Annotated in this window: 26 protein-coding genes; 16 read left to right on the top strand and 10 right to left on the bottom strand. The window is 63.9% G+C overall.

Going from position 1 to position 26,023, the window contains the following annotated elements; translation table 11 throughout:
• Window positions 1–197 precede the first annotated feature (197 nt).
• Complete coding sequence (gene efp / locus NKH03_RS21035) at window positions 198–767, bottom strand: elongation factor P (protein WP_023762108.1); 570 nt, start codon at window positions 765–767, stop codon at window positions 198–200.
• A gap of 114 nt (window positions 768–881) precedes the next feature.
• Between efp and epmA the strand changes: the two genes are divergently transcribed.
• Window positions 882–1,928 carry an EF-P lysine aminoacylase EpmA gene (gene epmA, locus NKH03_RS21030; protein WP_352970263.1) on the top strand — a complete coding sequence of 349 codons (1,047 nt, stop codon included), beginning with the start codon at window positions 882–884 and terminating at the stop codon, window positions 1,926–1,928.
• 27 nt (window positions 1,929–1,955) lie between these two features.
• Here the strand turns inward: epmA and NKH03_RS21025 are convergent, their stop codons facing one another.
• Window positions 1,956–2,372: a VOC family protein gene (locus tag NKH03_RS21025; protein WP_352970261.1), complete on the bottom strand. Its 417-nt coding sequence runs from the start codon at window positions 2,370–2,372 to the stop codon at window positions 1,956–1,958.
• Between the two features lie 167 nt (window positions 2,373–2,539).
• Here NKH03_RS21025 and NKH03_RS21020 point away from each other — a divergent pair, with 167 nt between their 5' ends.
• The 6 genes from NKH03_RS21020 to lpxK all read left to right on the top strand — a co-directional run bounded on the left by NKH03_RS21020 (window position 2,540) and on the right by lpxK (window position 8,158).
• Window positions 2,540–3,883 (top strand): TldD/PmbA family protein, encoded by a 1,344-nt coding sequence (locus NKH03_RS21020; RefSeq protein ID WP_352970259.1) that lies wholly within the window; start codon window positions 2,540–2,542, stop codon window positions 3,881–3,883.
• Window positions 3,870–4,673, top strand: a complete 804-nt coding sequence (locus NKH03_RS21015; protein ID WP_352970256.1) for a 3'(2'),5'-bisphosphate nucleotidase CysQ — start codon at window positions 3,870–3,872, stop codon at window positions 4,671–4,673. Before NKH03_RS21020 ends, NKH03_RS21015 begins: the two co-directional genes overlap by 14 nt.
• A gap of 102 nt (window positions 4,674–4,775) precedes the next feature.
• Window positions 4,776–5,021 carry a DUF4170 domain-containing protein gene (locus tag NKH03_RS21010; protein ID WP_352869467.1) on the top strand — a complete coding sequence of 82 codons (246 nt, stop codon included), beginning with the start codon at window positions 4,776–4,778 and terminating at the stop codon, window positions 5,019–5,021.
• A 5-nt stretch (window positions 5,022–5,026) separates the two neighbouring features.
• Window positions 5,027–5,818 carry a lysophospholipid acyltransferase family protein gene (locus NKH03_RS21005; protein ID WP_352869469.1) on the top strand — a complete coding sequence of 264 codons (792 nt, stop codon included), beginning with the start codon at window positions 5,027–5,029 and terminating at the stop codon, window positions 5,816–5,818.
• The gene (gene waaA, locus NKH03_RS21000; RefSeq protein ID WP_352869471.1) at window positions 5,815–7,131 is read left to right on the top strand and encodes a lipid IV(A) 3-deoxy-D-manno-octulosonic acid transferase; all 1,317 of its coding nucleotides are present in this window, start codon (window positions 5,815–5,817) and stop codon (window positions 7,129–7,131) included. Before NKH03_RS21005 ends, waaA begins: the two co-directional genes overlap by 4 nt.
• Window position 7,132: 1 nt before the next feature.
• Complete coding sequence (gene lpxK / locus NKH03_RS20995; protein WP_352970254.1) at window positions 7,133–8,158, top strand: tetraacyldisaccharide 4'-kinase; 1,026 nt, start codon at window positions 7,133–7,135, stop codon at window positions 8,156–8,158.
• A gap of 24 nt (window positions 8,159–8,182) precedes the next feature.
• Here the strand turns inward: lpxK and NKH03_RS20990 are convergent, their stop codons facing one another.
• Both NKH03_RS20990 and NKH03_RS20985 read right to left on the bottom strand, forming a co-directional pair.
• On the bottom strand, window positions 8,183–8,521 hold the full coding sequence (locus tag NKH03_RS20990) for a hypothetical protein (protein WP_352970252.1): 339 nt from the start codon (window positions 8,519–8,521) through the stop codon (window positions 8,183–8,185).
• Window positions 8,522–8,598: 77 nt separating this feature from the next.
• Window positions 8,599–8,835 (bottom strand): DUF2093 domain-containing protein, encoded by a 237-nt coding sequence (locus NKH03_RS20985; protein ID WP_352970251.1) that lies wholly within the window; start codon window positions 8,833–8,835, stop codon window positions 8,599–8,601.
• A gap of 169 nt (window positions 8,836–9,004) precedes the next feature.
• Here NKH03_RS20985 and NKH03_RS20980 point away from each other — a divergent pair, with 169 nt between their 5' ends.
• Window positions 9,005–9,556, top strand: coding sequence for a hypothetical protein (locus tag NKH03_RS20980; RefSeq protein WP_352869476.1), 552 nt, complete (start codon window positions 9,005–9,007; stop codon window positions 9,554–9,556).
• On the opposite strand, the gene NKH03_RS20975 is transcribed toward NKH03_RS20980, so the two are convergent.
• Window positions 9,553–10,479, bottom strand: coding sequence for a LysR family transcriptional regulator (locus tag NKH03_RS20975; protein WP_352970249.1), 927 nt, complete (start codon window positions 10,477–10,479; stop codon window positions 9,553–9,555). The genes NKH03_RS20980 and NKH03_RS20975 overlap by 4 nt on opposite strands.
• 91 nt (window positions 10,480–10,570) lie before the next feature.
• Between NKH03_RS20975 and NKH03_RS20970 the strand changes: the two genes are divergently transcribed.
• Entirely contained in the window at window positions 10,571–11,464 is an 894-nt protein-coding gene (locus NKH03_RS20970) for a DMT family transporter (RefSeq protein ID WP_352970247.1), read from the top strand.
• Between the two features lie 149 nt (window positions 11,465–11,613).
• Window positions 11,614–12,339 carry a hypothetical protein gene (locus tag NKH03_RS20965; protein WP_352970246.1) on the top strand — a complete coding sequence of 242 codons (726 nt, stop codon included), beginning with the start codon at window positions 11,614–11,616 and terminating at the stop codon, window positions 12,337–12,339.
• A 23-nt stretch (window positions 12,340–12,362) separates the two neighbouring features.
• Here the strand turns inward: NKH03_RS20965 and mutL are convergent, their stop codons facing one another.
• Window positions 12,363–14,237 (bottom strand): DNA mismatch repair endonuclease MutL, encoded by a 1,875-nt coding sequence (mutL, locus tag NKH03_RS20960; RefSeq protein ID WP_352970273.1) that lies wholly within the window; start codon window positions 14,235–14,237, stop codon window positions 12,363–12,365.
• Window positions 14,238–14,512: 275 nt separating this feature from the next.
• Entirely contained in the window at window positions 14,513–15,415 is a 903-nt protein-coding gene (locus NKH03_RS20955) for a LysR substrate-binding domain-containing protein (protein ID WP_352970244.1), read from the bottom strand.
• A 92-nt stretch (window positions 15,416–15,507) separates the two neighbouring features.
• On the opposite strand from NKH03_RS20955, the gene NKH03_RS20950 reads away from it, so the two are divergent.
• The 4 genes from NKH03_RS20950 (at window position 15,508) to NKH03_RS20935 (ending at window position 19,945) form a co-directional block, all read left to right on the top strand.
• On the top strand, window positions 15,508–17,058 hold the full coding sequence (locus tag NKH03_RS20950; RefSeq protein WP_352970242.1) for a trimethylamine methyltransferase family protein: 1,551 nt from the start codon (window positions 15,508–15,510) through the stop codon (window positions 17,056–17,058).
• A 43-nt stretch (window positions 17,059–17,101) separates the two neighbouring features.
• Window positions 17,102–18,751, top strand: coding sequence for an ABC transporter substrate-binding protein (locus tag NKH03_RS20945; protein WP_352970240.1), 1,650 nt, complete (start codon window positions 17,102–17,104; stop codon window positions 18,749–18,751).
• A gap of 95 nt (window positions 18,752–18,846) precedes the next feature.
• The gene (locus NKH03_RS20940) at window positions 18,847–19,326 is read left to right on the top strand and encodes a DUF3828 domain-containing protein (RefSeq protein WP_352970238.1); all 480 of its coding nucleotides are present in this window, start codon (window positions 18,847–18,849) and stop codon (window positions 19,324–19,326) included.
• A gap of 4 nt (window positions 19,327–19,330) precedes the next feature.
• On the top strand, window positions 19,331–19,945 hold the full coding sequence (locus NKH03_RS20935; RefSeq protein ID WP_352970236.1) for a YqhG/Tai3 family protein: 615 nt from the start codon (window positions 19,331–19,333) through the stop codon (window positions 19,943–19,945).
• An 8-nt stretch (window positions 19,946–19,953) separates the two neighbouring features.
• Here the strand turns inward: NKH03_RS20935 and queF are convergent, their stop codons facing one another.
• On the bottom strand, window positions 19,954–20,415 hold the full coding sequence (gene queF / locus NKH03_RS20930; protein WP_352970234.1) for a preQ(1) synthase: 462 nt from the start codon (window positions 20,413–20,415) through the stop codon (window positions 19,954–19,956).
• 100 nt (window positions 20,416–20,515) lie between these two features.
• On the opposite strand from queF, the gene NKH03_RS20925 reads away from it, so the two are divergent.
• Window positions 20,516–22,561, top strand: a complete 2,046-nt coding sequence (locus NKH03_RS20925; protein WP_352970232.1) for an oxidoreductase — start codon at window positions 20,516–20,518, stop codon at window positions 22,559–22,561.
• A 136-nt stretch (window positions 22,562–22,697) separates the two neighbouring features.
• Here the strand turns inward: NKH03_RS20925 and NKH03_RS20920 are convergent, their stop codons facing one another.
• Window positions 22,698–23,105, bottom strand: a complete 408-nt coding sequence (locus tag NKH03_RS20920; protein ID WP_352869490.1) for a hypothetical protein — start codon at window positions 23,103–23,105, stop codon at window positions 22,698–22,700.
• Window positions 23,106–23,224: 119 nt separating this feature from the next.
• On the opposite strand from NKH03_RS20920, the gene NKH03_RS20915 reads away from it, so the two are divergent.
• On the top strand, window positions 23,225–23,653 hold the full coding sequence (locus tag NKH03_RS20915) for a MarR family winged helix-turn-helix transcriptional regulator (RefSeq protein WP_352869492.1): 429 nt from the start codon (window positions 23,225–23,227) through the stop codon (window positions 23,651–23,653).
• A 222-nt stretch (window positions 23,654–23,875) separates the two neighbouring features.
• Here the strand turns inward: NKH03_RS20915 and NKH03_RS20910 are convergent, their stop codons facing one another.
• Window positions 23,876–25,942, bottom strand: a complete 2,067-nt coding sequence (locus tag NKH03_RS20910) for a putative bifunctional diguanylate cyclase/phosphodiesterase (protein ID WP_352882205.1) — start codon at window positions 25,940–25,942, stop codon at window positions 23,876–23,878.
• Window positions 25,943–26,023 lie beyond the last annotated feature (81 nt).

Below are 26,023 nucleotides of genomic sequence, written 5' to 3'. Positions count from 1 at the left end.
ACTCGGCGACGCTCTATGGCGGCGGCCCCGCCGGCTATACCGACTATCCCGCGATCGCCGCCTCAAGCCGCCCATGAGCTATCGGAGGGCGGCGCCTGCGAGGCAGCCATCCAGCGCCTCAGGGCATCTCACTTTTCCCTGAGGGTCGCTCGCCGAGGAATAACCGCCTTCGCCCTGAAGCTAAAAGACGCCGGCCCTCAGTCCTTCGCCCGCTCCACATAAGCGCCATCGGCCGTCATCACCACCACGCGGGTGCCCGGCGCGATGTGCGGGGGCACGAGCGTGCGCACGCCGTTGGACAGCACGGCCGGCTTGTAGGACGACGAGGCCGTCTGTCCCTTGGTTGTCGGCTCGGTTTCCACCACTTCGAAGGTGGCGCGCTGCGGCAGCACCAGCGAAATGGCAATGCCGTTGAACTGTGACAACTGCACGGCCATGCCTTCCAGCAGGTAAGGCGCCATGTCGCCGACAACGGCTTCCGACACCGCCACCTGGTCGTAGGTCTCCGGGTTCATGAAATGAAAACCCTCGCCGTCGCGGTAGAGGAATGTGTGCTCGCGCTCTTCCACATAGGCGCGCTCAACCTGTTCGGTGGTGCGGTAGCGCTCCGAAACCTTCACCCCGTCGCCGATGCGGCGCATGTCGAGCTGCGTCACCGGCGTGCCCTTGCCTGGGTGGATGTTTTCGGCAAAGAGGATCACATAAAGCTTGCCGTCTTTTTCGACGACATTGCCTTTGCGGAGCGAACTGGCGATGACTTTCACCACGGTTTTAAATCCTGCGATAGTTGATTGGCGTTTGCCGGCCTGTGCGGCACTGGATGGGGGCCTAGCGCATCTTGGCCGCCGCCGCCAGCCCCATTCCATCATGATCTGCGCCTCATGACCGAAGCTTCGCCCTGGTGGACGCCGCATGTCCATGCCGACCGCCGCCCGCGGCTGATGCTGCGCAACGCCATCGCCGCCAGCCTGCGCGACTGGTTCGCCGCCCATGATTTCGTCGAGGTGGAAACGGCGGCCCTGCAGGTCTCGCCCGGCAACGAGGCGCATCTGGCGGCCTTCGCCACGCAAGCGATAGGGCCGGACGGTGCGCGGTCGCCGCTCTATCTCCACACCTCGCCGGAATTCGCCTGCAAGAAGCTGCTCGCCGCCGGTGAGGTCAGGATTTTCAGCTTCGGTCCGGTCTACCGCAACCGCGAGCGCGGCCCCTTGCACCATCCCGAATTCACCATGCTCGAATGGTACCGGGTGGGCGAGGCGTACGAGAGCCTGATGCTGGATTGCGCGGCCTTTCTGGCGTTGGCCGCGACAAGGGCAGGGGCGACGCGCTTTTCCTTCCGTGGCCGCGACTGCGATCCGTTCGCCGAGCCGGAGCGGCTGACGGTGGCGGATGCCTTCTCTCGCCATGCCGGCATCGATCTGCTGGCCACGATCGCCGCCGACGGCGCCACCGACCGCGACGCGCTTTACGCCGCCTTGACCCGGGCCGGCCTGCGAACCGCGCCCGACGACAGCTGGGCCGACCTGTTCAGCCGGGTGATGGTGGAAAAGGTCGAACCGTTCCTCGGGCAGGGGCGCGCGACCATCCTGTGCGAATATCCGGTGGCCGAGGCGGCGCTGGCGCGGCCGAGCCCGATCGCCCCGCGCGTCGCCGAGCGCTTTGAGCTCTATTGCTGCGGCGTCGAACTCGCCAACGGCTTTGGCGAACTGACTGATCCCGAGGAGCAGCGCCGGCGCTTCATCATCGAAATGGACGAGAAACAGCGCATCTATGGCGAGCGCTATCCGCTGGACGAGGATTTCCTCGCCGCCCTTGCCATCATGCCGCCGGCCAGCGGCATCGCGCTCGGTTTCGATCGGCTGGCGATGCTGGCCACCGGCGCGCAGAAGATCGAGGATGTGATCTGGACGCCGGTCGCGGCGCCCTGAATCGCTCTGCAGCCGGTCCTGACCTGCTCAATGCGCGAAAACCTGCTCCAGAGAGCGAAAGCCCTTGAATTCCAAGGCATTGCCCGAGGGGTCACGGATGAACAGTGTCGCCTGTTCGCCGGGCTCGCCCTTGAAGCGGACCATCGGCCGTTCCAGCCAATCGATGTCGTCGCGTGCCTCCAGTCGCGTTGCCAGTCGTTGCCAGTCGTCCATCAGCAGCACGGCGCCGAAATGGGGGATCGGCACGACAATGCCGTCGACCTTGCCGTCGCTGGGGGCCTGTGCCGCCCGCGGCCGCAGATGCGCGGACATCTGGTGGCCGAACAGGTCGAAGTCCACCCAGGTCGCCGACGAGCGGCCGATGGCGCAGCCCAGCACCTCGCCATAGAAAACGCGGGTTTCATCGAGATCACGGACCGGGAAGGCGAGATGGAAAGGCGTCATCGAAAATGCTCCGAGCAGGCTGCGGACTGATTATGCGTCGCAGGGTTCGCGGTTTGAACCCTCAACGCTGCATTTTGATTGAAGCCCATGCCATTGCACAAGCCGGACCGGAACAATAGATGGGTGGGCAACGACCGGACGTCGGCCGCACCAGCAGGATTTCAGGCATGACCGATATATCAGACGCAGCAAAATTGACCGACCGCGTCGCGGCTCTGGTCGAGGCTGCCAAGAAGGCTGGTGCCGATGCCGCCGACGCGGTGGCCGTGCGCGGCCGCTCGACCGGCGTGTCGGTGCGTCTCGGCAAGGTCGAGGGCACCGAATCATCCGAGAGCGAGGATGTCGCGCTGCGCGTCTTCGTCGGCGGCCGGGTGGCTAGTGTGTCGGCCACCGCAGCCTCGGATCCGAAGATGCTGGCCGAGCGCGCCGTCGCGATGGCGAAAGTGTCGCCGCGGGATCCCTATCAGGGGCTGGCCGACCCGGCATTGCTCGCCAAACAGACGCGCGATCTCGACCTGTTCGATGCCACCGAAGTGTCGGCCGACCAGTTGAAGGAAGCAGCCCTTGCTGCGGAAGCGGCAGCCCTTGCAGTCAAGGGCGTGACCAATTCGGCCGGCGCCAGCGCCAGTGCGGGCCTGGGCGGGCTGGTTCTGGCCACCTCGCACGGCTTCCTCGGCCACTATGTCGGCTCGCGTTTTTCGCGCTCGGCCAGCGTCATTGCCGGCGAGGGCACAGGCATGGAGCGCGACTATGAATTCTCCTCGCGCCAGCATTTTGCCGATCTGGATGCATCCGAGGATATCGGCCGCAAGGCCGGCGAACGCGCGGTGCGTCGCATCGGCGCGCGCAAGGCGGCGACCGGGCCGGTCGACGTGGTGTTCGATCCGCGCGTCGCGCGCGGCATCGCCGGCCATCTTGCCGGCGCCATCAACGGCGCCTCGGTCGCGCGCAAGACATCGTTCCTGCGCGACATGATGGGCAAGCAGGTGGCCGCGTCGGCCATCACCGTCACCGACGAGCCGCTCAGGCGGCGTGGCCAGGCCTCGCGTCCGTTCGACGGCGAAGGCGTTGAGGGCGAAAAGCTGTTGATGGTCGAAAAGGGCGTGCTCAACCACTGGTTCCTGTCGACATCGGCCGCGCGCGAGCTTGGCCTCGTCACCAACGGGCGCGGCGCGCGCAGCGGCTCTTCCGTCTCGCCATCCTCCACCAATCTCGCCATCGAGCCCGGCGAGCGCGCGCCGGAGGAACTGATCAAATCGCTCAAGACCGGGTTCTACGTCACCGAGGTTTTTGGCCAGGGCGTCGACATGATCACCGGCGAATACAGCCGTGGCGCCTCGGGCTTCTGGATCGAGAATGGTGAACTGGCCTATCCGGTCGCCGAGGTTACCATCGCCTCGAACCTGAAGACCATGTTCCTCAACATGGTGCCGGCTGATGATCTCGACCGCAATTTCGGCACCGCCGCCCCAACGCTCCTGATCGAAGGGATGACCCTTGCCGGAGCATGACCTGACCATTGCCGGCGCCACCGAGGATTTGCTGCTGCTGCGCGATGCCGCCCGCGAGGCTGGTGTCATCGCCATGCGCTATTTCGGTAACAGCCCGCAAGTCTGGATGAAGGGCGGCACATCGCCGGTCAGCGAGGCCGATCACGCCGCCGACGCCTATCTGCGCGAAACGCTGCTGGCGGCGCGGCCGGATTATGGCTGGCTGTCTGAAGAAACAGTCGACGATCCGGTTCGGCTTTCGGCACGCCGCACCTTCGTCGTCGACCCGATCGACGGCACGCGCGGTTTCCTGGAAGGCCAGCGCACCTGGTGCGTCAGCGTTGCCGTCGTCGAGCATGGCCGCACGCTGGCCGGCGTGCTGGAATGCCCGGCGATGGACGAGACCTATTGGGCGCTGCCCGGCCAGGGCGCCTTCCGCAACGGCAAGCGCATTGCGGTGCGCAAGCTGGCGGATACGGCCGAGATTTCCGGACTGAAGCAGTTGACCGACCTGATGCCGGCCGAATGGCAGGCGCGGCTGAAGCGGGCGCCCTACAGCCCTTCGCTCGCCTATCGGCTGGCCATGATCGCCAATGGCGTGCTGGATGCCACTTTCGTCAAGCCGAACGCGCATGACTGGGATATTGCCGCTGCCGATCTCATCTTGCGCGAGGCCGGCGGCCAGTTGCTCGACCGGCATGGCCGCGCCCCGCTCTATGCCGGCGAGGTGACCCGCCACGGCGCGCTCGCCGCCGGCAGCGGTGAACTGCTGGACGTGCTCGCCGGCGTCATCGCCGGGCTGGATGCGTAAAAGCGCTTTCCTGAACGAGATGAATTCATCTGGGTCTAAGGTTCCAAAGTCGGCGGCTTTGGTCTAGACCTGTCACAAACTCACGATATGTGAAGGACCGACATGGCCGTGGAAGACGGAAAGAAACAGCTTTTGCATCTGGTGTTCGGTGGCGAACTGAAGAAGCTTGGCGGCAGCGAATTCCGCGATCTCGACGGGCTCGACATCGTCGGCATCTATCCGGACTATCAATCCGCGCACACGGCCTGGAAAGCCAAGGCGCAAGCCAGCGTCGACAATGCCCACATGCGTTATTTCGTCGTTCATCTGCACCGGCTGCTGGACCCCGACAACAAGGCTGCCGGTTGACTTCGATGGAGCATGATCTGGCGAAAGGGCCAGCGAGCGAGGCCGCACCCACGGGCAGGGGACGCAGCCGCACGACCAAGGCCTTCTGGCGCAAGATTCGCCAACCGCTGGCGGAGTCGCGCTTCGTCAAGAACGCCATCGCCAGCCTGTTCGCCCAGTTCGTCCGGTTCGTGCACCTCACCAATCGCGTCGTCGCGGGATCGGCGCGGTTTTCGGGCGGTGCCTATACCGAGTTCGAGCCCGTCATCATCGCTCTGTGGCACGGTCAGCATCTGCTGACGCCAGCCTACTACCCCAAGCGCAAGCCCCTGGTCGCCATGGTCTCACGCAGCGCCGATGCCGAGCTCAACGCATTGATGCTGGAGAAATTCGGCATCGAGGCGGTGCGCGGTTCGGGCGGGCGAGAAAATGCCAGGCATCTCGATAAAGGCGGGGCAAAAGCGCTTATCGCCCTGAAAAAGTCGCTCGCGACCGGCAAGAACGTCGCCATGATCGCAGATATTCCGCACGGCAAACCGCGCGACGCAGGGCTTGGCATCGTTCTCCTGGCGCGCCTCTCGGGCCGGCCGCTTGTGCCGGTCGCCATCACCACCAGCCGCCGCAAGGTGCTGGAGAAGAGCTGGGACAGGACCACCATCAACCTGCCGTTCGGCCGCTCGTCGATCGTCATCGGCCCGCCGATCTTCGTGGCGGCTGGTGCCGATGCCGCCGAAATGGAGCGCAAGCGCCAGGAAGTGACAGTCGCGCTCAATGCCGCGACCGCCGAGGCCTACCGTCTCGTGGACGCCACGCGATGAGCGGTCGCTGGGCGAGAGCCATGCTGTCGGCATACCGCTTCGCGGGTGCGGCCGCCTATCCGCTGGTCGGGCCCTACGTCGCCTGGCGCACCTCGCGCGGCAAGGAAGACCGCTACCGCCGCCGCGAGCGCTATGGCGTCGCCGGCCGCCCGCGGCCCGAGGGTCCGGTGATCTGGATCCATGCCGCGAGCGTCGGTGAGACCATAGCCGTCGTGCCGCTGGTCGAAAGCATTCTCGACTACGGCGTCAACATCGTGCTGACGACCGGCACGGTCACTTCGGCGCAGGTCGCCGACGAGCGGCTCGGTGATCGCATCATCCATCAATATGTGCCGCTCGACCTCAAGCCTGCGGTCAGCCGGTTCCTCGACCACTGGCAGCCGGATCTGGCGATCATCGCCGAATCCGAGATCTGGCCGATGACCATCCTCGAGCTTGGCGCGCGCCGCGTGCCGCAGGTGCTGGTCAATGGCAGGCTGTCCGACCGTTCGTTCAGGTCGTGGAAGAAACGGGCCAACATCGCCGAGGCGTTGTTCGAGAACCTGGCTCATGTGGTGGCGCAGTCGGATGTCGATGGCGAGCGCTTCCTCGCGCTCGGCGCCCGGCCGGTCACCGTGTCGGGCAACCTCAAGGTCGATACTTCGCCGCCGCCGGTCGACGAACGGGTGCTGGCGGCGCTGCGGCGTCAGATCGGCGCGCGCCCGACCTGGGCGGCGATCTCGACCCATGACGGCGAGGAGGTGGTCGCGGCGGAAGTCCACGCGACACTGCACAAGCGTCACCCTGGTCTTCTGACGATCGTCGTTCCACGTCACCCCGATCGCGCCGAGGCGCTTGCCGCGCAGATTTCCGGCATGGGCCTGAAGGTCGCGCGGCGCAGCAAGGGCGACAGGATCACTGCCGACACCGACATATTGCTTGGCGATACGATCGGCGAGATGGGGCTTTATCTCAGGCTGACGGAAATCGCATTCGTCGGCCGCTCGCTGACCTCGGAGGGTGGCCAGAATCCGCTGGAGCCGGCCATGCTCGACACCGCGGTTCTCGCCGGCCGCAATGTGCAGAATTTTCGCGAGGCCTACCGGCGTCTGCTCGACAGCGGCGGCGCCAAGCTGGTGCGCGATCGCGACATGCTGGCCGGCGCCGTCAATTTCCTCCTGACCAACGAAGTGGCGCGCCACGAGATGATGGCGGCGGGCATTGCGACCGTCGACGAGATGCGAGGTGCGCTGGCCCGTACGCTGAAATCGCTTGAGCCCTACATCCAGCCGCTGGTCGTCAAGTCGCGCCTGAAGGGCGCGAACGGGCGCTAGCGTGACTTCCGAGGCACCACCATTCTGGTGGGAAGAGCCGGACTGGCGGGTCCTGGCACTGTCGCCGCTGTCGGCCATCTATGCGCTCGCCGCCGGCCGGGGCATGCGGCGGGCCAAGCGCGAGAAGATCGAGGCACCGGTTCTGTGCATCGGCAATTTCACCGTTGGAGGTACCGGCAAGACACCGGTGGCCATCGCGCTCGCCGAACAGGCCCAACGCATGCATCTGAAACCCGGCTTCCTGTCGCGCGGCCATGGCGGCTCCTTCGCCGAACCGCATGTCGTCGATATCAATCACGACAGCGCCAAGCATGTCGGCGACGAGCCGCTGCTCTTGGCCGAACACGCGCCGGTGGCGGTGACGCCGAACCGCGCCGCCGGCGCCCGGCTGCTGCTGGAAAAGCATGGCTGCAATTTCCTGATCATGGACGATGGCTTCCAGAGCGCGCGCATCCACATCGACTACGCGCTGGTCGTCGTCGATGCGCGCTACGGGATCGGCAATGGCCGGGTCATTCCGGGCGGCCCGCTCCGGGCCAAGGTCGTCGACCAGTTGGTCTTCACCAGCGGGCTGTTGAAGATGGGCGAGGGCACCGCCGCCGACGCCGTGGTACGCCAGGCGGCGCGCGCCGGACGGCCGATCTTCGAGGCTCGCACCGAGCCAAGCGGCAAGGCGGGGTTTGCCGGCAAGCGGCTGCTGGCCTTCGCCGGCATCGGCCACCCCGAGAAATTCTTCGATACGGTGCGGGCAGCCGGCGGCGAGCTGGTGTCGACGCGGCCGTTTCCGGACCATCATTTCTATGCCGAGGACGAACTTGCCGAGCTGGCCGCGACGGCTGGCGCCGAGAGGCTCGGTCTCATCACCACCGCCAAGGACGCCGCCCGGCTACGCCACGGCGCCTCACGGGACTTTCTCGACCAGCTCGAAGTGCTGGAAATCGACACCGTTTTCGAACTGGATCACGTGCCCGCGCGCATCATCGATGAAACGCTGGATGCCTGGCGCCAGCGTAAAATGCGAGGATAAAGGCTCTTTCCTAGAGCTCTGCGGCTAGCGTTCCAAGTCTCGGATTAGTTCGTCCAGCTCTGCAAGCACCGCGACATTGCCTCCATCTGCCCAAAAGGTGCGAGCTTCTCTTGCAATTCGCAGCACCAAAGGGCGCTTTGTTCTTAGCGAGCGCAGCTCATTGATTGCGGCAAGCTGCGCCCACATACCATGCTCATAGTTTTTGTTGTTCAGAATGCCGAGGATTTCGCCAAATCTGGCCCACTCTCTCTGCTGCTGCTCGCGAGAGTACGTCCACGCGCGCACAACGTTAGCAATTGCCCAACCAAAAGCTGATCCAGCTATCGTGGCAATGGCGATCCATTGCTCGATTGTCCATCCCATGGATGATCTCTCTTCGAATGCTAGAGAACGAGGCGACGTTCCAGCGTCGCTGTTTATCCGCAACTATTGAGATTGGGCTAGCGTCGGCTGCGCAGCTCCGGATGCACCTCGATTTCGCGGCGCAGGGATGCGGTTGCGCTGACATAGGGCTCTTGCCTGGCGACGCTCCAGTATTTCAACTCATCGAGCGGAATGCTTTCGCCGGTCACCGCGCAGCGCACGAATGCGCCAGGGCTGGTAACCTGGAAATCGCCATCGAGATAGCGGATGCGGGCTTCCTTGCTGCCGCCGGGGCCTTCGAAACGGTTCATCATGCAGGGACGCCGAGGTTCATGGGGGTTTCATCGCCATAAATTTCCGGCGAGGTCAAGCATGTGACAAGCCTGAGACAATGCTGAACCCCTAATGTTGGGAAGAAAAAGCTGTTGACGGGGCACTATGGATATTTCCTCTGCTCGTCTTGCCGTCTTGCTTAGGGAAGCGATGACGCCGCGGGCCGTGCCGTCGGCGAAGGCCGATCCGGTAAAAACCGCCCTCGTGAAGGCGCTGGTGGCGCCGCCAGCGCCATCCGGCGCGCCCGTTCGCCCGGCAGCGACACCGACACTGCCTATGCTGTTATCACCGGCAACAACCGTGAGAGCCCAGCAGACAGCATCGGCGGAGATGTTGCAGGCTTATCTCGCGCTCGCGGAACCGGACGGCGCAACAACCGGCGATGCCGCAGCGACTGCGGCGAGGACATCGGCTGACGGCGACACTACGCAACGTGGCCTGGCGCCGCCGCCGACAAGGGTCGATGAGGGAGCCGCGGCAAGGGCCACGGCACTGCCATGGGTTGCGCTTCTTTCACCCGAGGTTCCGGCCCTGCGCCGCTCAGCCGACGCCAATGCGGTTGCGGGACGAGGGCAGGCGGCTTCCCGGTCGAACGTCGTGGCGCAGCCCGAAAGCAGGCAGATGAGCGTGGGCCTAACGTCGTTGGCTGCCGGGCTGTTGGCCGTGGCGATCGTCGGGTTCATTCTTTTGGTGCTGCGCTAACCCTCGGCGTCGATGAAGGCTTCCATCTTTTCCGGCGCCAGCCCTGCCTGCACCGCGATGCGGCGCGCCAGTTCCGCCGCAGCGGCCCGTGGCCGTCCCATCGGCCGGTCGAGCCAGTAGGACACCGGATTGAGAGCGGTGCGCTCGTCGACGGGAGCGATGCGGCCCGACTCCAACTGATGCCCGGTCAGCGGCGGACGCGCCAGCGCGATGCCGAGCCCATAGGCGGCGGCGTCGAGCACCAGGTTGTAATCCTCGAAGCGGCGATCCTGCGGGCGCGGGCGGTAGTCCATGCCTTGCGCGGCAAACCAGGCGCGCCAGGCCGAAGCGTCGGAATCGTTGATCAGCGGAAATTTGAGCAGCCGGGCGGGGTCGCCGCGCCCGATCTCGCGGGCAAGCTCCGGTGAGGCGACGGGGAAGACATGTTCCTCGAAAAGCTGCACCGAGATGCGGCCAGGAATGCCGCCGCGGCCGCAGCGGATCGACAGGTCGATGCCTTCGTCCGCGAGGTCGGCGTGGCGGATGTCGACATCCAGCACGATGCGCAGCTTGGAGGGATTATTCTCCAGTGCCGCCATGCGCGGCATCAGCCACAGCCCGCTGACCGAGGGGATGGAGGTCAGCCGCACCACGGCGGTGCCGCGCGGTTCGACCCAGCGGTCGGAATGGGTCGATATCAGCGCGAAAGCTTCCGTGGTGCGCAGATGCAGCCTGTTGCCTTCGATTGTCAGCGAGACGCCGCGCGCACCGCGATCGAAGACTTTCAATCCCAGCCAGTCTTCGAGCTTGGCGATCTGCCGGCTGACGGCGCCGTGGGTGATGTTGAGCTTTTCGGCCGCCGCCGAAAAGCTGCCTGTTCGCGCCGCCGCGTCGAAGGCGCGCAGCGTTTCGAGCGGCACCATTGTGTCTGAGCTGTGATCCATAGTCACAGGTGATCCTCGATTTGGTCGTTTGTCAATCGGCCCCAAAAGGCGTTTTCTGCCTTTCAGGATCGAAGAACACGAGGACGGTGAGATGGGCGCAGTGACGGGCACGTTGAATTCGACACAGCGGATGGATACCGCGGCAGCCATCGCCGTGGCGCTCACGGTGGTCGGCTGGGCATCGGCCTTTCCGGCGATCCGCGCCGGCCTTGCCGCCTTCGGGCCGTTGGAACTGGGCGCGCTGCGCTTTGCCATCGCCGCCGTGCCGGCGGCGATCTTCCTCGCGGTCAAGCGTCCGGCGCTGCCCAGGCTGGACGAAGTGTGGCGCCTCGTCTTCGGCGGCGCCATCTTCGTCGCGCTCTACACCGTCATGCTCAATTTCGGCGAACTGACCGTCTCGGCCGGTGCCGCCGGATTCATCATCAACGTCAGCCCGATCTTCACCGCCATCATGGCGATGGCGCTGCTTGGCGAGCGCTTCTCTGGCATGGCCTGGATCGGAACGGTGATTTCCTTCGCCGGCATTGGCGTCATCGCCATGGCCGACGGGCAAGGTCTGCATTTCAATACCGGCGCCCTGCTGGTGCTTGGCTCGGCCTTGTGCTCGGCCGTCAACACCATCGTCCAGAAGCCGCTGTTTGCCCGCCATCATCCATTGACCATTTCGGCCTCGAACATGGTGCTCGGCGCACTCTGCCTGTCGCCCTTCCTGCCGTCAGCCTTTTCGCAGGCGGCGGTTGCCGATACGGCGGGCCTCGGCGCCGTCATCTTCCTCGGCATCGTGCCCAGCCTGATCGCCTACGCCGCCTGGGCGACCGCGCTGTCGCGGCTGCCTGCCGCACGTGCCTCGAACTTCCTTTATCTGGTCTCACCCATGTCGGCGTTGATCGGCTTCTTCTGGCTGGGCGAAGTGCCGACGCTGCTCGGCATCCTCGGCGGCGCGCTGGCGCTCGGCGGCGTCATTGTCGTGAATTTGAGGCGTTGACACAAAAGATTGGAGCCGTTCCGGACTCAAATCCCGAGCCGTACCCGCCGTGATGCAGACATGCGCCAGGCGGGCGGCTATGGTGAGCCGCTTTTGTGGAACACGGCGGGGTCGGGATGGGAAGATGGTTCATATCCGTAATTTCTTGTGTGCTGCTGCTGAGCGGAAAGGCCGCCGCGGGTTGGTATCATGTGGAGAACTACGAAGGGTCCATCGGCTCCCAGCCCGTTCATGTCTCGCTTCAGACATATGACGGCTTCGGCAGCGGCATGACCATCGAGGGAAGCTACTTCTACGACGCGAAACAAAGCCCGATAGCGGTGTTCGGCAAGCTCAACGGCACCAGGCTCGCGCTCTGCGAGATCTCGAACGACAAGGAATTCGACCGGATACTGGTGGTTGGATCAAAGATCCCCGTCGACACCACCGGATGCCCGTTTTCCCTCGACATGGCTGAAAGCGGCGCGACAGGCACCTGGAGCAAGGGGGCAGACACGTATCCCGTCACGCTCAAGAAAGTCGCGAGCCTGGACGATACTGGCGATCCAAAGATCGACGGGACCGTCGAGATTCCCTTCTGGGCCGAAACAGCCGCCCACAGGTTTGCCGGTCTTTATACGAACACCGACTCAGGCACTTGCATGGCGAAAATGCAGGTCATCAAAAAGAGCAGCAGGAAGGTCGTTCAGGAGATCGCCTTCGATGATGATGGCTGCAACGCCGGCATGCTGATGACGTCCATCTATGCGAACGTCCAAAAGTGGACCGAGCGAGGCAAGGACATCATTTCGGTGAATTTTCGAGGTGGCGGCGCCGGATATGCGATGGACTATGCCTTTGACCGCAAGACCAAAAAGTACCGCCAAAGGAAATGAAGCGGGACGCCGATAGCAAGACCTCAACGCCGCCCGAACAGCCTTTCGATATCCGCCAGCTTGAGCTCGATATAGGTCGGGCGGCCGTGGTTGCAGGTGCCGGAGCCCGGCGTCGCCTCCATCTGCCGCAGCAGCGCGTTCATCTCCTCCGCCTTGAGCAGACGGCCGGAGCGTACCGAGCCGTGGCAGGCCATGGTCGCGGCGATCTTGTCCAGCCGCTCCTTCAGCGTCTCGACCGTGTCGTTGTCGGCGATCTCATCGGCAAGGTCGCGCACCAATTGCTGGACATTGGTTTCACCGAGCATCGACGGCGTCTCCCGCACCGCGACGGCGCCGGGGCCGAAGCGCTCGATACCGAGCCCGAAACGTGCCAGCGTTTCTGAATGGAGCGCAAGCCGCTCGGCATCCTCTTCGGGCAGGTCGATGATTTCAGGCAGAAGCAGCATCTGCGAGGGCACGGGGCGCGAATGCAGCGCATTCTTCAGCGCCTCGTAGACCAGCCGTTCATGTGCTGCATGCTGGTCGACGATGACGAGCGAATCCCTGGTCTGCGCAACGATGTAGTTCTCATGCACCTGGGCGCGCGCCGCTCCCAGCACCGCGCCAAGCAGCGTCTCGGCCGCCTCATCCTGCCCGGCGCGCGCATCGGCGCTGGCAAGCGGACCGGCATCGAACGCCGCCTGCTCGTTTTCGCGCAAACCGCGATGTTCGAAGCGCGCTCCCTCGAAACCCATGTCGAGAGGGCGCTGGGATGAACGGGCAGCATCGAAGCCGGACGAGCCCGACGCGTGATGGGCCGCGTCGTAGCTGCGGTGGCCGTTTGCCGGGCCGCCGTGACCGTAGGATGCGGCGCCGGGCCGGAAAGCCGCCATCATGCCGGCAGCACCCGTGGTGGCCGCGCGGATGCCTGAATCGGCGAGTGCCTGGCGGATGGAACCGACGATCAGCCCGCGCACCAGTCCTGGGTCGCGGAAGCGCACATCGGCCTTGGCCGGGTGGACATTGACGTCGACGATGGCCGGATCGAGCGACAGGAACAGCACCGTCACCGCATGGCGGTCGCGCGGCAAGACGTCGGCGAAGGCACCGCGAATGGCGCCGGCGATCAGCTTGTCGCGCACTGGCCTGCCGTTGACATAGGCATATTGCTGCAGCGCATTGGCGCGGGTGAAGGACGGGATCGACACGTGACCGGTCAGGTGCACGCCTTCGCGCATCGCCTCGATGGCAATCGAATTGTCGGGAAAGTCGGCACCCATTACCTGGGCGATGCGACGCAGGCTGCCTTCCTGGCTGCCGTCGGTCGCGGGCAATTCCAGCGTCGAGCGATCGGAGCCGGCCAGGGTGAAGCGCACGGTGGGGAAGGCGATGGCGATGCGCTTGATCACATCGCTGGTCGCCGAACTCTCGGCGCGCTCGCCTTTCATGAATTTCAGCCGGGCGGGCGTTGCGAAGAACAGGTCGCGCACCTCGACCGTGGTGCCGCGATTGGCCGCCGCCGGCCTGACGGGCAGGACGCGGCCACCTTCGATGCCGATCTCGGCGGCACTGTCGCCGGCGGCTGTGCGCGAGCGGATCGACAGCCGCGACACCGAGCCGATCGACGGCAGCGCTTCGCCGCGGAAGCCGAGCGAGCGGATGTCGTTGATATCCTCGGTGAGCTTGGAGGTGCAGTGACGCGCGATCGCCAGCGCCAGCTCCGGTTCGGGAATGCCGGAGCCGTCATCGGTGACGCGGATCAGGTTCAGTCCGCCGCCGGCAGTGACGATCTCCACCCTGCCGGCACCGGCATCGAGCGCATTCTCGACCAGTTCCTTGACCACGCTTGCCGGACGCTCGATGACTTCGCCGGCGGCGATCTGGTTGATCATCGTTTCGGAAAGCTGGCGGATGGGCATGGAGACACTATAGGCGGATTCGACGCCGATGAGGAAGCATTCGATGTCGGCGGAATAGCGGTGATGCTGGCGGGACAGCACCCCCCTCTGGCCTGCCGGCCATCTCCCCCGCAAGGAGGGAGATCGGATGTCGTCACGGCTTTCGCCAATCTGCAGCGCTGCAGGAAGGGCGGCGAGGTTGGAACTGCCAATCTCCCCACTTGCGGGGGAGATGTCTGGCAGGACAGAGGGGGTGCTGTCCCGCCGACTTCCAAGGAACTGGGAGGCACTGTCCCTCACGCCTGCGCCGCCAGCCAGTCGCGCACCTTGCGGGCGTTGTCGCTGAGCTCTCGGTTCTTCGGCCAGACGACATAGAACGCCTTGCCGGTCCTCAGAACATGATCCGTCACCGGCACCAACAGTCCTGATGCCAGCAGGCGCTCGGCAAGATGCCGCCAGCCGAGAGCGATGCCTTGCCCTTCCATGACGCCCTGGATCACCAGGCCATAGTCGTTGATGCGCAGGCCGCGCGCGGTATCGCTGAGACTGGCGCCGGCCGACAGGAACCATTCGTCCCAGCTGGCCGCCTCGCGATACGGCTCTTCCAGATGGATGAGACGGTGCGTGGCCAGTTCCGAGACGGATTCGGGCAGGCCGAACTTCGCCGCGTAGCTGGCGCCGGCAACGGGAAATATCTCCTCATCCGCCAGCGGCAGCGAATGATAGTCCGGCCAATCCCGCGGCTCGCCCCCGCGCACGCCGAGCGGGATGCCTTCGGCGATGATGTCGAGGTCGCGGTCGGCGGTCTGGATGCGCAGGTCGATGCCCGGCAGTTCGTCGCGGAACTGCTGCAGGCGCGGCATCATCCAGAAGGAACCGAAGGCCGTCGAGGCGGCCAGCGTCACGTGGCCGCCGGTTGCCTGCAGGCGCAGATCCTCCGCCGATTTGCGGATATGTGAGAGGCCGAGCGAGACGTCGGCGTGGAAGCGCTCGCCGGCCTCGGTCAGGATGACCTGACGGTGGCGGCGCTGGAACAGCTTGGCGCCGAGCTGTTCTTCCAGTCCGCGCACCGCATAGGAGACGGCGGCCTGCGTCATGCCGAGTTCGCGCCCGGCGGCGGTGAAGCTCGACAGACGCCCGGCCGCCTCGAAGACGATCAGGCTGCCGGCGGAAGGCAGGAGGTGGCGCAGGCTTCGCATAAGCTCAGCTTATACAAGAGATCAGGATTTTCCAGCGTCACATACATATTTTGTCCCGCTAGGCTGGTGCCAATGAGTGGAATGGAGTTGTCATGAACGCACCGGCCCCTGAAATGACCGAACACGCCAATCGTCGAAGTGGCGGCCGCTTGGGGCGCAAGGCGTTGCGCGGGGCTCCCGTAACGTCGTTTCCGACCCTGGTTCGCCAGATCCCCGTCTATCAGATGGTTCCGGATGAGGCGGTCGAGCTGATCCACCAGGAGTCACTCTCGATCCTCGAAGAGGTGGGATGCGAGTTCCGCGACGACGAGGCTATCGCGCTCTGGAAGGCGGCCGGGGCAGACGTTTCGGAGACACGTGTCCGCATCGACCGTGCCTTGCTGATGGAGCTGGTCTCGAAGGTCCCGCCGGAGTTCACGCTCAATGCGCGAAATCCGCAGCGTTCGGTGCGCGTGGGCGGCAACAACTCCATCTTCGCGCCGATGTACGGCGCACCCTATGTGCGCGACCTCGACAACAACAGACGCTACGGCACGCTCGCCGACCTGCAGAATTTCCACAAGCTCGCCTACATGGCGCCGGCGCTGCACTCGTCGAGCTCGATCATCTGCGAGCCGATGGAAATCGCGGTGCCGAAGCGTCACCTCCACATCATCCACTCGGCGTTGAAGCACTCCGACAAGCCGTTCATGGGCATCGTCACGTCCAAGGATCGGGCGGAAGACACGATGGCGATGGCGGGCATCGTGTTCGGCGAGGATTATGTCCGCGACAACCCGGTCCTGGTGTCGATCACCAACTGCAATTCGCCGCTTGTGTGGGACGCCACCATGTTGGACGCGATGAAGGTCTATGCGCGGAACAACCAGCCGCTGATCCTCGCGCCCTTCGCGCTGTGCGGCGCCTCGACCTCGGCCTCCGCCGTGGGCGCGGTGGCGCAGGTCAACGCGGAAGCGCTGGCGGGCATCGCGTTCACGCAGCTGCTGCGCCCGGGGTCGCCGCAGATCTATGGACAGTTCATGGTGACGGTGGACATGAAGACCGGCGCCCCGATGGGCGGCACGCCGGAGGCGGCCCAGATGATGTATCTGATGGGAGCCCTGGCGCGGAAATACCGGCTGCCATGGCGCACGTCCGGCTTCCATGTCGGGTCGAAGCTGAACGACGCGCAGGCGGGCTACGAGGCGAACATGCTGATGCATGCCGCCATCCTTTCTGGCGCCAATTACATCTGGCACTCGGCGGGATGGCTCGAGGCCGGGCTGACCTGCGGCTATTCGAAATTCGCGACCGACTGCGAACAGCTGATCGGCTGGTACAAATATGCCGGCGGGCTGCCGTTCGACGATTTCAAGGAAGCGATGGCGGCGATCCGCGAGGTGGGGCCCCAGGGGCATTTCCTGGGCACCCAGCACACGCTCGAACATTTCGAGTCCGCCTTCTTCATGCCCACCATCATGGACTTCAATTCGTTCGAACAGTGGAAGGCCGAAGGGGCGAAGGACCACGACACGCGCGGCCGCGAGAAGGCGCGCAACATGCTGGCGGACTACGAGGAGCCGAAGCTCGACGAAGGCATCGCCGATGGCCTGACAGACTTCATCGCGCGGCGCGAGGAGAGGCTGCCGGACAGCGTCAGTTGAGGTGCCGCACGAAGATCAGACGGGAACCAGACGGGAGAAAAAAATGACATTCTTCAGAAGCAATGGCGATCGCGTGCCGAGCACTATCGAGGCAATGGCCGCCGAAGCACGCGCGGGTCGTGTCGACCGGCGCGAATTCCTGGCGCTCGCAAGCGCCTTCGGCGCGTCAACGGCGCTTGCCTATGGCATGATCGGCCTTGCCGTGCCCGATCGTGCTTTGGCCGAAGAGCCGAAGAAAGGCGGGACGCTGCGCGTCTCGATGTCGGTGAAGGGGCAGAAGGATCCGCGCACTTACGACTGGGTGGAATTGGCCAACATTTCGCGCTGCTGGCTGGAGCCGCTTGTCCGCTACACCAGGCAATTCACATTCGAGCCGGTTCTGCTGGAAAGCTGGGATATCAACGACGACGCCACCGAATATGTGCTGCATGTGCGCAAGGGCATTACATGGAACAACGGCGATGCTTTCAGCGCCGATGATGTCGTTCAAAATCTGACGCGCTGGTGCGAGAAAAGCGTCGCCGGCAACTCCATGGCCGCACGCGTCGGCGCACTGATCGTCGCAAAGACCGGCAAGGCTAGGGATGGCGCGATCACCAAGGTCGATGACAACACGGTCAAGCTGAAACTGAACGAACCCGACATTTCGCTGATCCCGAACTTCACCGACTATCCGGCGCTGGTGGTTCATCGCAACTTCGATGCCGACGGTGCCGATCCGATCAAGAAGCCGATCGGCACCGGGCCGTTCGAACTGGTCTCCTACGATGTCGGCCAGAAGGCGGTCGTCAAGCGCCGTGAGAACGGCAAGTGGTGGGGTGGGGAAGCGCCGCTCGACAGCGTCGAATTCATCGATTACGGCACCGATTTCAACGCTTCGATCAATGCATTCGATTCCGGCGAGATCGACCTCAATTTCGAGACGCCCGCCGACTTCATCGACATCCTCGACAAGATGGGTCTGGTGAAATCGGAGGTTGCGACGGCGACGACGCTCGTTGCCCGCACCAACATCACTCACAAGCCCTATGACGACCAGCGGGTCCGCAACGCCCTGCAAATGGCCGTCGACAACAACGCGGTTCTCGAACTTGGCTACGCCGGGCGAGGCACCCCTGGCGAAAACCACCACGTCGCGCCGATCCATCCGGAATACTATCCGCTGCCCAAGAAGACACGCGACGCCGCCGGCGCCAAGAAGCTGATGGCGGAAGCCGGGCAGGCCGACTTCGAGCATGAACTGATCACCGTCGAGGACGATTGGCAGAAGAACACGGGCGACGCGATCGCCGGCCAGCTGCGCGATGCCGGGATCAAGGTCAAGCGCACGGTGCTGCCGGGTTCGACCTTCTGGAACGACTGGACGAAATATCCCTATTCCATGACGATCTGGTACATGCGCCCGCTCGGCGTTCAGGTGCTGGCGCTCGGCTATCGCACCGGCGAGGCCTGGAATGAAACGGCGTACTCAAATCCTGATTTCGACGCCAAGCTCAAGCAGGCGCTTTCGCTCATCGACGTGGAGAAGCGCAAGGAGGTGATGAAGGATGTCGAGCAGATCCTGCAGGATTCGGGCGTCATCGTTCAGCCGTTCTGGCAGAAGCTCTACAGCCACATGAACAAGAAGGTAAAGAACTACGGTGTCCACCAGACCTTCGAGATGGACCTGCAGAACGTCTGGCTGGATGGTTGAAACAAGCGTTACGGGGCTTCATGAGCCGAAAAAAAGCCGATATGCAGGATGCGTGGTATTGGTAGGCTCAAGCCATCAAAAGCCGGAGATTCTGCATGAGACCGACAGTGCTCGTTGCCGCCCTTTCGATAGCCTTGCCGGCGGCCGCCGTCGCCGGACCGGCGTCCAACGCCGTGAAGTTCTTCTATGTTCCCGCAGTCAAGTTCGAGGCCGACGAGCAATACCGGGATCGGTTCACCGAGCCGGTGACGAAACTGTTCGACCTGAACGACCAGGCAACGAAAAAGAACCCGGACCAGGTCGCCTGCATCGATTTCGATCCTGGCCTGGACGCCCAGGATTTCGATCAGAAGACCGTCTCGAAAACGCTGAAACTGTCTGAGAAGCTGGATGGCGACAACGCAGAGGTTACAGCATCCTTCAGCCTTTTCTCCGAGGGCGACGATTCCAAACGCGAAATGGTCTGGTCGCTCAAGAAGATCGACGGCAAGTGGAAGATATCGGACATCGCCTCGAAGACCAGCGACTGGAAGCTCAGCGCGCTGGAATGCATGGCCGGCCAGACACCGGAGTGATGCGATGGCCCATCGCCCGTTCCTGGCACTGTCGACCATGTGCCTGCTGGCGGTGGGTCTGAGTGGCGCCGCCGCGCAAGGTTTATTGGGTGCGCCGCCGGCAAACGCGCCGGCTGACACTGCGCCGGGCGACAGCGGGGCGCCGCTCGCGAATGCGCCCGGCGGGGCCGTGGAACCGGCAACGCCCCCGGTCGGATGGTCGCCAGCCGAGGCAGCGCCGGCAGCACCCGTCCAGCAGGGATCCCCGACCGCTGTGGTGCGGCCGTTTTACGATCAGGTCGGGCTGGAGATCGATCCGTCAGAGCGCAGCCATTTCATCGATCCGGCGAAAACCGTGCTCGACAAGAGCGACGCCTTGCGCAAGTCCGGACAGGGCGAGTGCCTCGACCACAACATGGCGCTGGACAATGCGGATTATGACAAGGCGGAGATCGACAAGAGCCTGAAGACGCTCGAGGCGATCAAAGGCGACCAGGCCAAGGTCATCGTCGCCTTCGTCATCGCTGGCAACCCGCACCGGCTGGAGTGGAAGTTCAAGAAGGTCGACGGCGACTGGAAGATCACGGATCTGTTGTCGGTGACCGGTGAATGGGCACTCAGCCAATATCAGTGCGAATGATGAGCGAGCTAGCCGCGCCCGCGATAGGGCGCGACGCCGGTGTCAGGCAGCCAGGCGCCTTCGGGCGGCGCGCCGGTCTGCCAGAACACGTCGATCGGAATGCCGCCGCGCGGATACCAATAGCCGCCTATGCGCAACCACAGCGGCTTGGTTGCCCCCACAATGCGCCGGCCGATCATGACGGTGCAGTCTTCATGGAAGGCGCCATGGTTGCGAAACGAGGTCATGAACAGCTTGAGCGACTTGGATTCCACCAGCAGCGCATCGGGCGCGTAGTCGATGACGATATGGGCGAAATCCGGCTGGCCGGTGACCGGGCACAGCGAAGTGAATTCCGGGCAAGTGAAGCGCACGATCGCCGGCGGCCCGTCGCCGCGCGCAAACGGCACGGTCTCCAGGACCGCTGCTTCGGGGCTCTGTGGCGTCTCGACGTGCGCGCCGAGCTGGGTGAGGGTCCTGGTGTCGATCATAAACGGGTTCCTTATCGCATGTCGCCGGGAAGTGTGGGGACGACATGCTTGAAAACGAATTTTGCCGCTCATTAGCACAATTTAAAACCGCAGGAAGACGATGACCAGCAGCGATCCGCTTCTCCAGCCCTACCAGCTCAAACATCTGACGCTGAAGAACCGGGTCATGTCGACCAGCCACGAGCCGGCCTATTCCGAGGATGGCATGCCGAAAGAGCGCTACCGGCTCTACCATGCCGAAAAGGCCAAGGGCGGCATGGCGCTGACCATGACCGCCGGCTCGGCGATCGTTTCGCGCGACAGTCCGGCGGCCTTCGGCAACCTGCATGTCTATGAGGACAGGATCGTGCCGTGGCTGGCCGAACTCGCCGATGCCTGCCACGAGCACGACTGCAAGGTGATGATCCAGATCACCCATCTCGGCCGCCGCACCGGCTGGAACAAGGCCGACTGGCTGCCGGTGCTCTCGGCTTCGCCCGTGCGCGAACCGGCGCATCGCGCTTTCCCGAAGACCATCGAGGACTGGGACATAGAGCGGATCGTCGCCGATTATGCCTCAGCCGCGCAGCGCTGCCAGGCCGCCGGCCTCGACGGCATCGAGTTCGAAGCCTATGGCCATCTGATCGACGGCTTCTGGTCGCCGGCCACCAACCACCGCGATGACGAGTTCGGCGGTTCGCTCGACAACCGCCTGCGCTTCACCAACATGGTGCTCGACGCCGTGCGTGCGGCGGTCGGCGACAAATTCGTCGTCGGCATCCGCATGGTCGCCGACGAAGATTTTGAAAAAGGCCTGTCGAAGGCGGAAGGCGTCGAGATTGCAAAGCGGCTGGCCGGCTCCGGCAAGGTCGATTTCCTCAACATCATCCGCGGCTCGATCGAGAGTGACGCGGCACTGACCAAGGTTATCCCGGTGACCGGCATGCGTTCGTCGCCGCATCTCGATTTCGCCGGCGAGGTGAGGGCGGCGACAAAATTCCCGACCTTCCATGCGGCGCGCATTTCCGACGTAGCCACCGCGCGGCACGCCATCGCCACCGGCAAGCTCGACATGGTCGGCATGACCCGCGCCCACATCGCCGATCCGCACATCATCAAAAAAGTGATGGAGGGCCGCGAGCACGAGATCCGCCCTTGTGTCGGCGCCACCTATTGTCTGGATCGCATCTACGAAGGCGGTGAAGCGCTGTGCGTCCACAATGCGGCGACCGGCCGCGAGGCCGACATCCCGCACATCATCGTCAAGACCGAAGGGCCGAAGCAGAAAGTCGTCGTCGTCGGCGCCGGCGCCGGCGGGCTGGAGGTGGCGCGGGTCGCGGCCGAGAGAGGCCACAAGGTAACGATCCTGGAAGCGTCGAGCCAGGCCGGCGGCCAGGTTCGGCTGGCGACGCAGAACCCGCGCCGCAAGGAATTGATCGGCATCATCGACTGGCGGCTGGCCGAACTCGACCGGCTCGGTGTCGAGATTCGCTACGACACCTGGGCGGAGAAGGACGACGTTCTGGCCCTGTCGCCCGACGTGGTGGTGGTCGCCACCGGCGGCCTGCCGCAAAACCCGCCGCTGACGGCTGGCGACAACCTTGTCACCTCGAGTTGGGACATCATGGCCGGCAGCGCCAAGCCGGCCGAAAATGTGCTGCTCTATGACGACAATGGCGGCCATCAGGGCATGGGCGCGGCCGAACTGATCGCCAATGCCGGCTCAAAACTCGAGCTTGTCTCGCCGGAGCGGTTCTTCGCACCGGAAATGGGAGGCATGAACCACGTGCCCTATATGCGCGCCTTCCAGGAAAAGGGCGTCACCATCACCATCAACACGCGGCTGCGCTCGGTATGGCGCGAGGGCAACCAGTTGGTCGCGGAACTGGCCTCGGACTTTGCCGATGGCTGGCGCGGCGAGCGGCGGGTCGACCAGGTGGTGGTCGAGCACGGCACGTTGCCGCTCGACGATCTCTATCTCTCGCTGAAGCCGCTGTCGAAGAACGGCGGCGCGGTGGATTACGAGCGGCTGGTGAGCGGCGGCGACATTTTTCCGGCGCGCAACCCAGAAGCACGCTTCGTGATGTTCCGGATCGGCGACGCGGTCGCCTCGCGCAACATCCATGCCGCCATTTATGACGGCATCAGGTTCGGCTTGCGGATTTGAAATTCGTTATCGCGAGAATTGGTGGCGCGCGGTCGGACCTGCGTACGAGAGCCCGTGTACTTCGGTCCGACCGCGCGCCCGCACGTCATTGGCTCGTCGCCAGACAACGTACGATTCCGTGAAGTTGTGCCGCGCCTCAAACCATCCGCGCGACGGCCATGCATAGCACGGTGATGACCAGTAGACCGCCGGCGATGCGCTCGCCTCTTGTCATTTTCGCGCGCAACCTGGCTTCCGTCGCCGCGTCGGCGCCGGCAAGCTTCCTGGTGGCGGAACCCACCAGCGCGCCCTGTACGCCGGCGGCAATTAGAGCCGTGGCGATGCCCAGCGCCAGCACCTTCTCCATCGGGCCGAAAAGGCCTTCATGGAAGAAATACCAAAGCAGTATGCCGGTGAGGAAAACGAGACCGGCCGCGCCCATTTGGGGCCGGAAGAACCGTTCCGCCCGGATCTCCGGATCGCGGCCGACCGCGATGGTGGTGCCGGCCCAGAACACGCCCGCCATGACATGAAGACCGAGGACGACGATGTAGACATATTGCATGACCGCATTTCCTCTTTTCTGCCCGCTGTTCGCATATAATTAGATATCAAATGATTAGATGTCAATGTATAACCTGTCACTCGGTTCCCTCTACGGAAAACACCGTCTAGTGTCCGACGATGACGCCCTTTGACCGCCCACCAGTCGGCATGAATCTTGGCCGCACAGCCAAACTTGTCGCCCAAGCCTTCGATGCTGCTCTTGTCGAAGCGGGCGGTACGTTGCCGGTCTGGCTCACTCTGCTGTCTGTCAAGTCGAGCAAGCTTGCCAATCAGCGCGAGCTTGCCGGCATGATCGGCATCCAGGGGGCGACGCTGACCCACCATCTCAACGCGATGGAGGCGCAGGGCCTGCTGGTGCGCCGCCGCGATCCCGTCAACCGCCGGGTTCATCTGGTCGAACTGACCGCAGCCGGAGAGGCGATGTTCGAGACGTTGCGCAAGGCCGCGCTTTCCTTTGACAAGCGGCTGCGGGTCGGACTGTCCGACGAGCGGCTGGCGGAGTTCGCGCAGGTGCTGGCGGCATTGCGGGCGAATGTGGAAAGCTAGGGCAGGATAGGGCTCAGTCGTCGTAGCCCCGGATTGTCCCAAGGGTTAATGGCGCAGCTTCAGCGTGGTGATCAAGTTGATCAGCTTCGTCTTGCCGTCGAAGCCGTCCTGGAACATGTCGCCCAAAAGTGCGCAGCGGTTTTGAGATAACGACATGCACAAAACAAAGACGCAAAGCGCGTCGCTCGACTCCGCTCAAGCGCGACGCGCTTTGGGCAATGGCTATGCCAGGCTTCCCTGCAGCACGGTCAGCTTGGCCTTCTTCGGCATGCGGGCGGTCAGCCATTCCAGCGCCTTGTCGTGCGGCATCGGGAAGGCGATGGAGTAGCCCTGCACCTGGTCGCAGCCGATCGCCATCAGCGATTCGAGCTCGGCTTCGGTTTCGGCGCCTTCGGCGACGATGGAGATGCCGAGGCCACGGGCAAGCTCGGTGATGGCGCGCACGATCTTCGAGTTGTCGCCATTCTCATGAATGTTCTGGACGAAGCGGCGATCGATCTTCAGCCGGTCGATCTCGTTCGGATTGACATGGCTTAGCGAGGCATAACCGGTACCGAAATCATCGAGTTCCAGATGGACGCCGGCTGCCCGGATGTGACGCAGCTTGGCGGCGATACCCGTTTTCTCGTCGTCGAGGATGACGGATTCCACGATCTCCAGCGACAGTTTCTGTGGCGGCAGCCCGGCCTTTTCCAGTGTCTCGAACAGAAACGCATCGAAATCGGGCTCGCGCAATTCGGTGCCGGAAACATTGACCGCAAGGCGGCCGAAGGCAATGCCGGCGCGGTTCCATTCGGCGGCTTCCTTGATCGCCTTGGTGATGACGATGCGGCCGATCTCGGGCATGAAGCCGCATTTTTCGGCGACCGGGATAAATTCGCCCGGTGGGATCATGCCGCGCTCGGCATGGTTCCAGCGCACCAGCGCCTCGATGCCGCTGATCGTACCGTTGGTCAGCGAAACCTGCGGCTGGAAATAGACCTGGAATGCCCGCTCCGCGATGGCGACCTTGATGTCGTGCTCGAGCTGCTTGCGATAGTCGAGCTCGCGGCGCAACTCTTCGGAGAAGAAGGAGAAGTTGCCGCCGCCCAGCTTCTTGGCGGAATAGAGCGCCAGATCGGCATGAACCAGCAGATCCTGAGCATTGTCGGCGTCGATCGGGTAAACGGCGATACCGGCGCTGGCGCCCGGGAGAATGGTCGTGCCCTGGAAGACGATCGGCTCGTTGATATGCGCCAGGATGCGCCGCGCCAGCATGTTGATGTCTTCGGTGCCGCCGGCGCCACCGAGGATCATGACGAACTCGTCGCCGCCCAGGCGTACGCAGAGATCCGAAGCCCGGCAGGAATCGCGCATGCGCTGTGCCGTGACAACCAGTACATAGTCGCCGGCGGCGTGGCCGAGCGTATCGTTGATCTGCTTGAACCGGTCGAGGTCGAGCTGGACGACGGCAAGTCGCTCGCGACGCCTGTGCGTGCCCTTGATCAGCGTATCGAAATGATCGGTCAGAAACGTGCGGTTGTGCAGGCCGGTGAGGCCGTCATGCACCGCGATGAAGGCCATGGAATTGCGCGCGTCGATCAGCTCATGCGTCTTGCGCAGGATAGCGTTCGACATCGGCCTGAAGATGAAAAGCGCCACCAGTACGATGACGCCCAGGGTGGCGTAGAACAGCGTGCGGTGGAGAGCGAGCAGCTTCTCGGAACGCTCGTCGGCATCGGCGCTGATGCGCTGGCCAAGCGCGGCGTAGCCCGACAAGCTCGCATTGGCGACGGAGGCGTCGAGGTTGACGCGCTCGTCGCCACCCTTGTAGCCACCATTGCCAGTGAACTGGGATTCATAGGCCGAGATCAGGCGGTCGCCATTGGCGATCAGCCCGACCGAGAAATAGTCGAGGTGAAAGGGCTTGGCGAAAAGGACGCTCTCGATCGACTTTGGGTCGAGCTTGGCCGGCGATTGCGGATCGGCTCCCGTCTGCTCGAGCAGCAGATCGTAATTCGTCTCGAACTCCGCCGTCGCCTGCTTGAGCGCGCTGACCAGCGCCGGCTGTTTGTCACGCGAAGCAGCGCCCGTTGCGCCGGCCAGGAAGACGATGCGCTGCGAAAGCGTCTTTTGCGTGCTGACGATGTCGAGCAACGTGTTGTTGTGCTGTTGGGTGGCCATCATCTGCTGCAGCAGGATGAAGGAGGCTATCACCATGGCGGCAATGATCAGGAGGGCCAGCCAGTAGCCAGCTTTGATCAGCAGTATAAGTTTGCCTGAAACGGTTTGCGCCGGCTGCTGCGACATTTTCGGGGGCGGTCCTCTCGCCAACGGATTCCTGCTGCGAAGACCATTGGCCTGCAAACATTAACAGGTCTGGAAATCGAC

This window comes from Mesorhizobium sp. M1406 (genome assembly GCF_040317555.1).
Lineage (GTDB): Bacteria > Pseudomonadota > Alphaproteobacteria > Rhizobiales > Rhizobiaceae > Mesorhizobium.
This window is presented reverse-complemented; position numbering and strand designations above follow the sequence as displayed.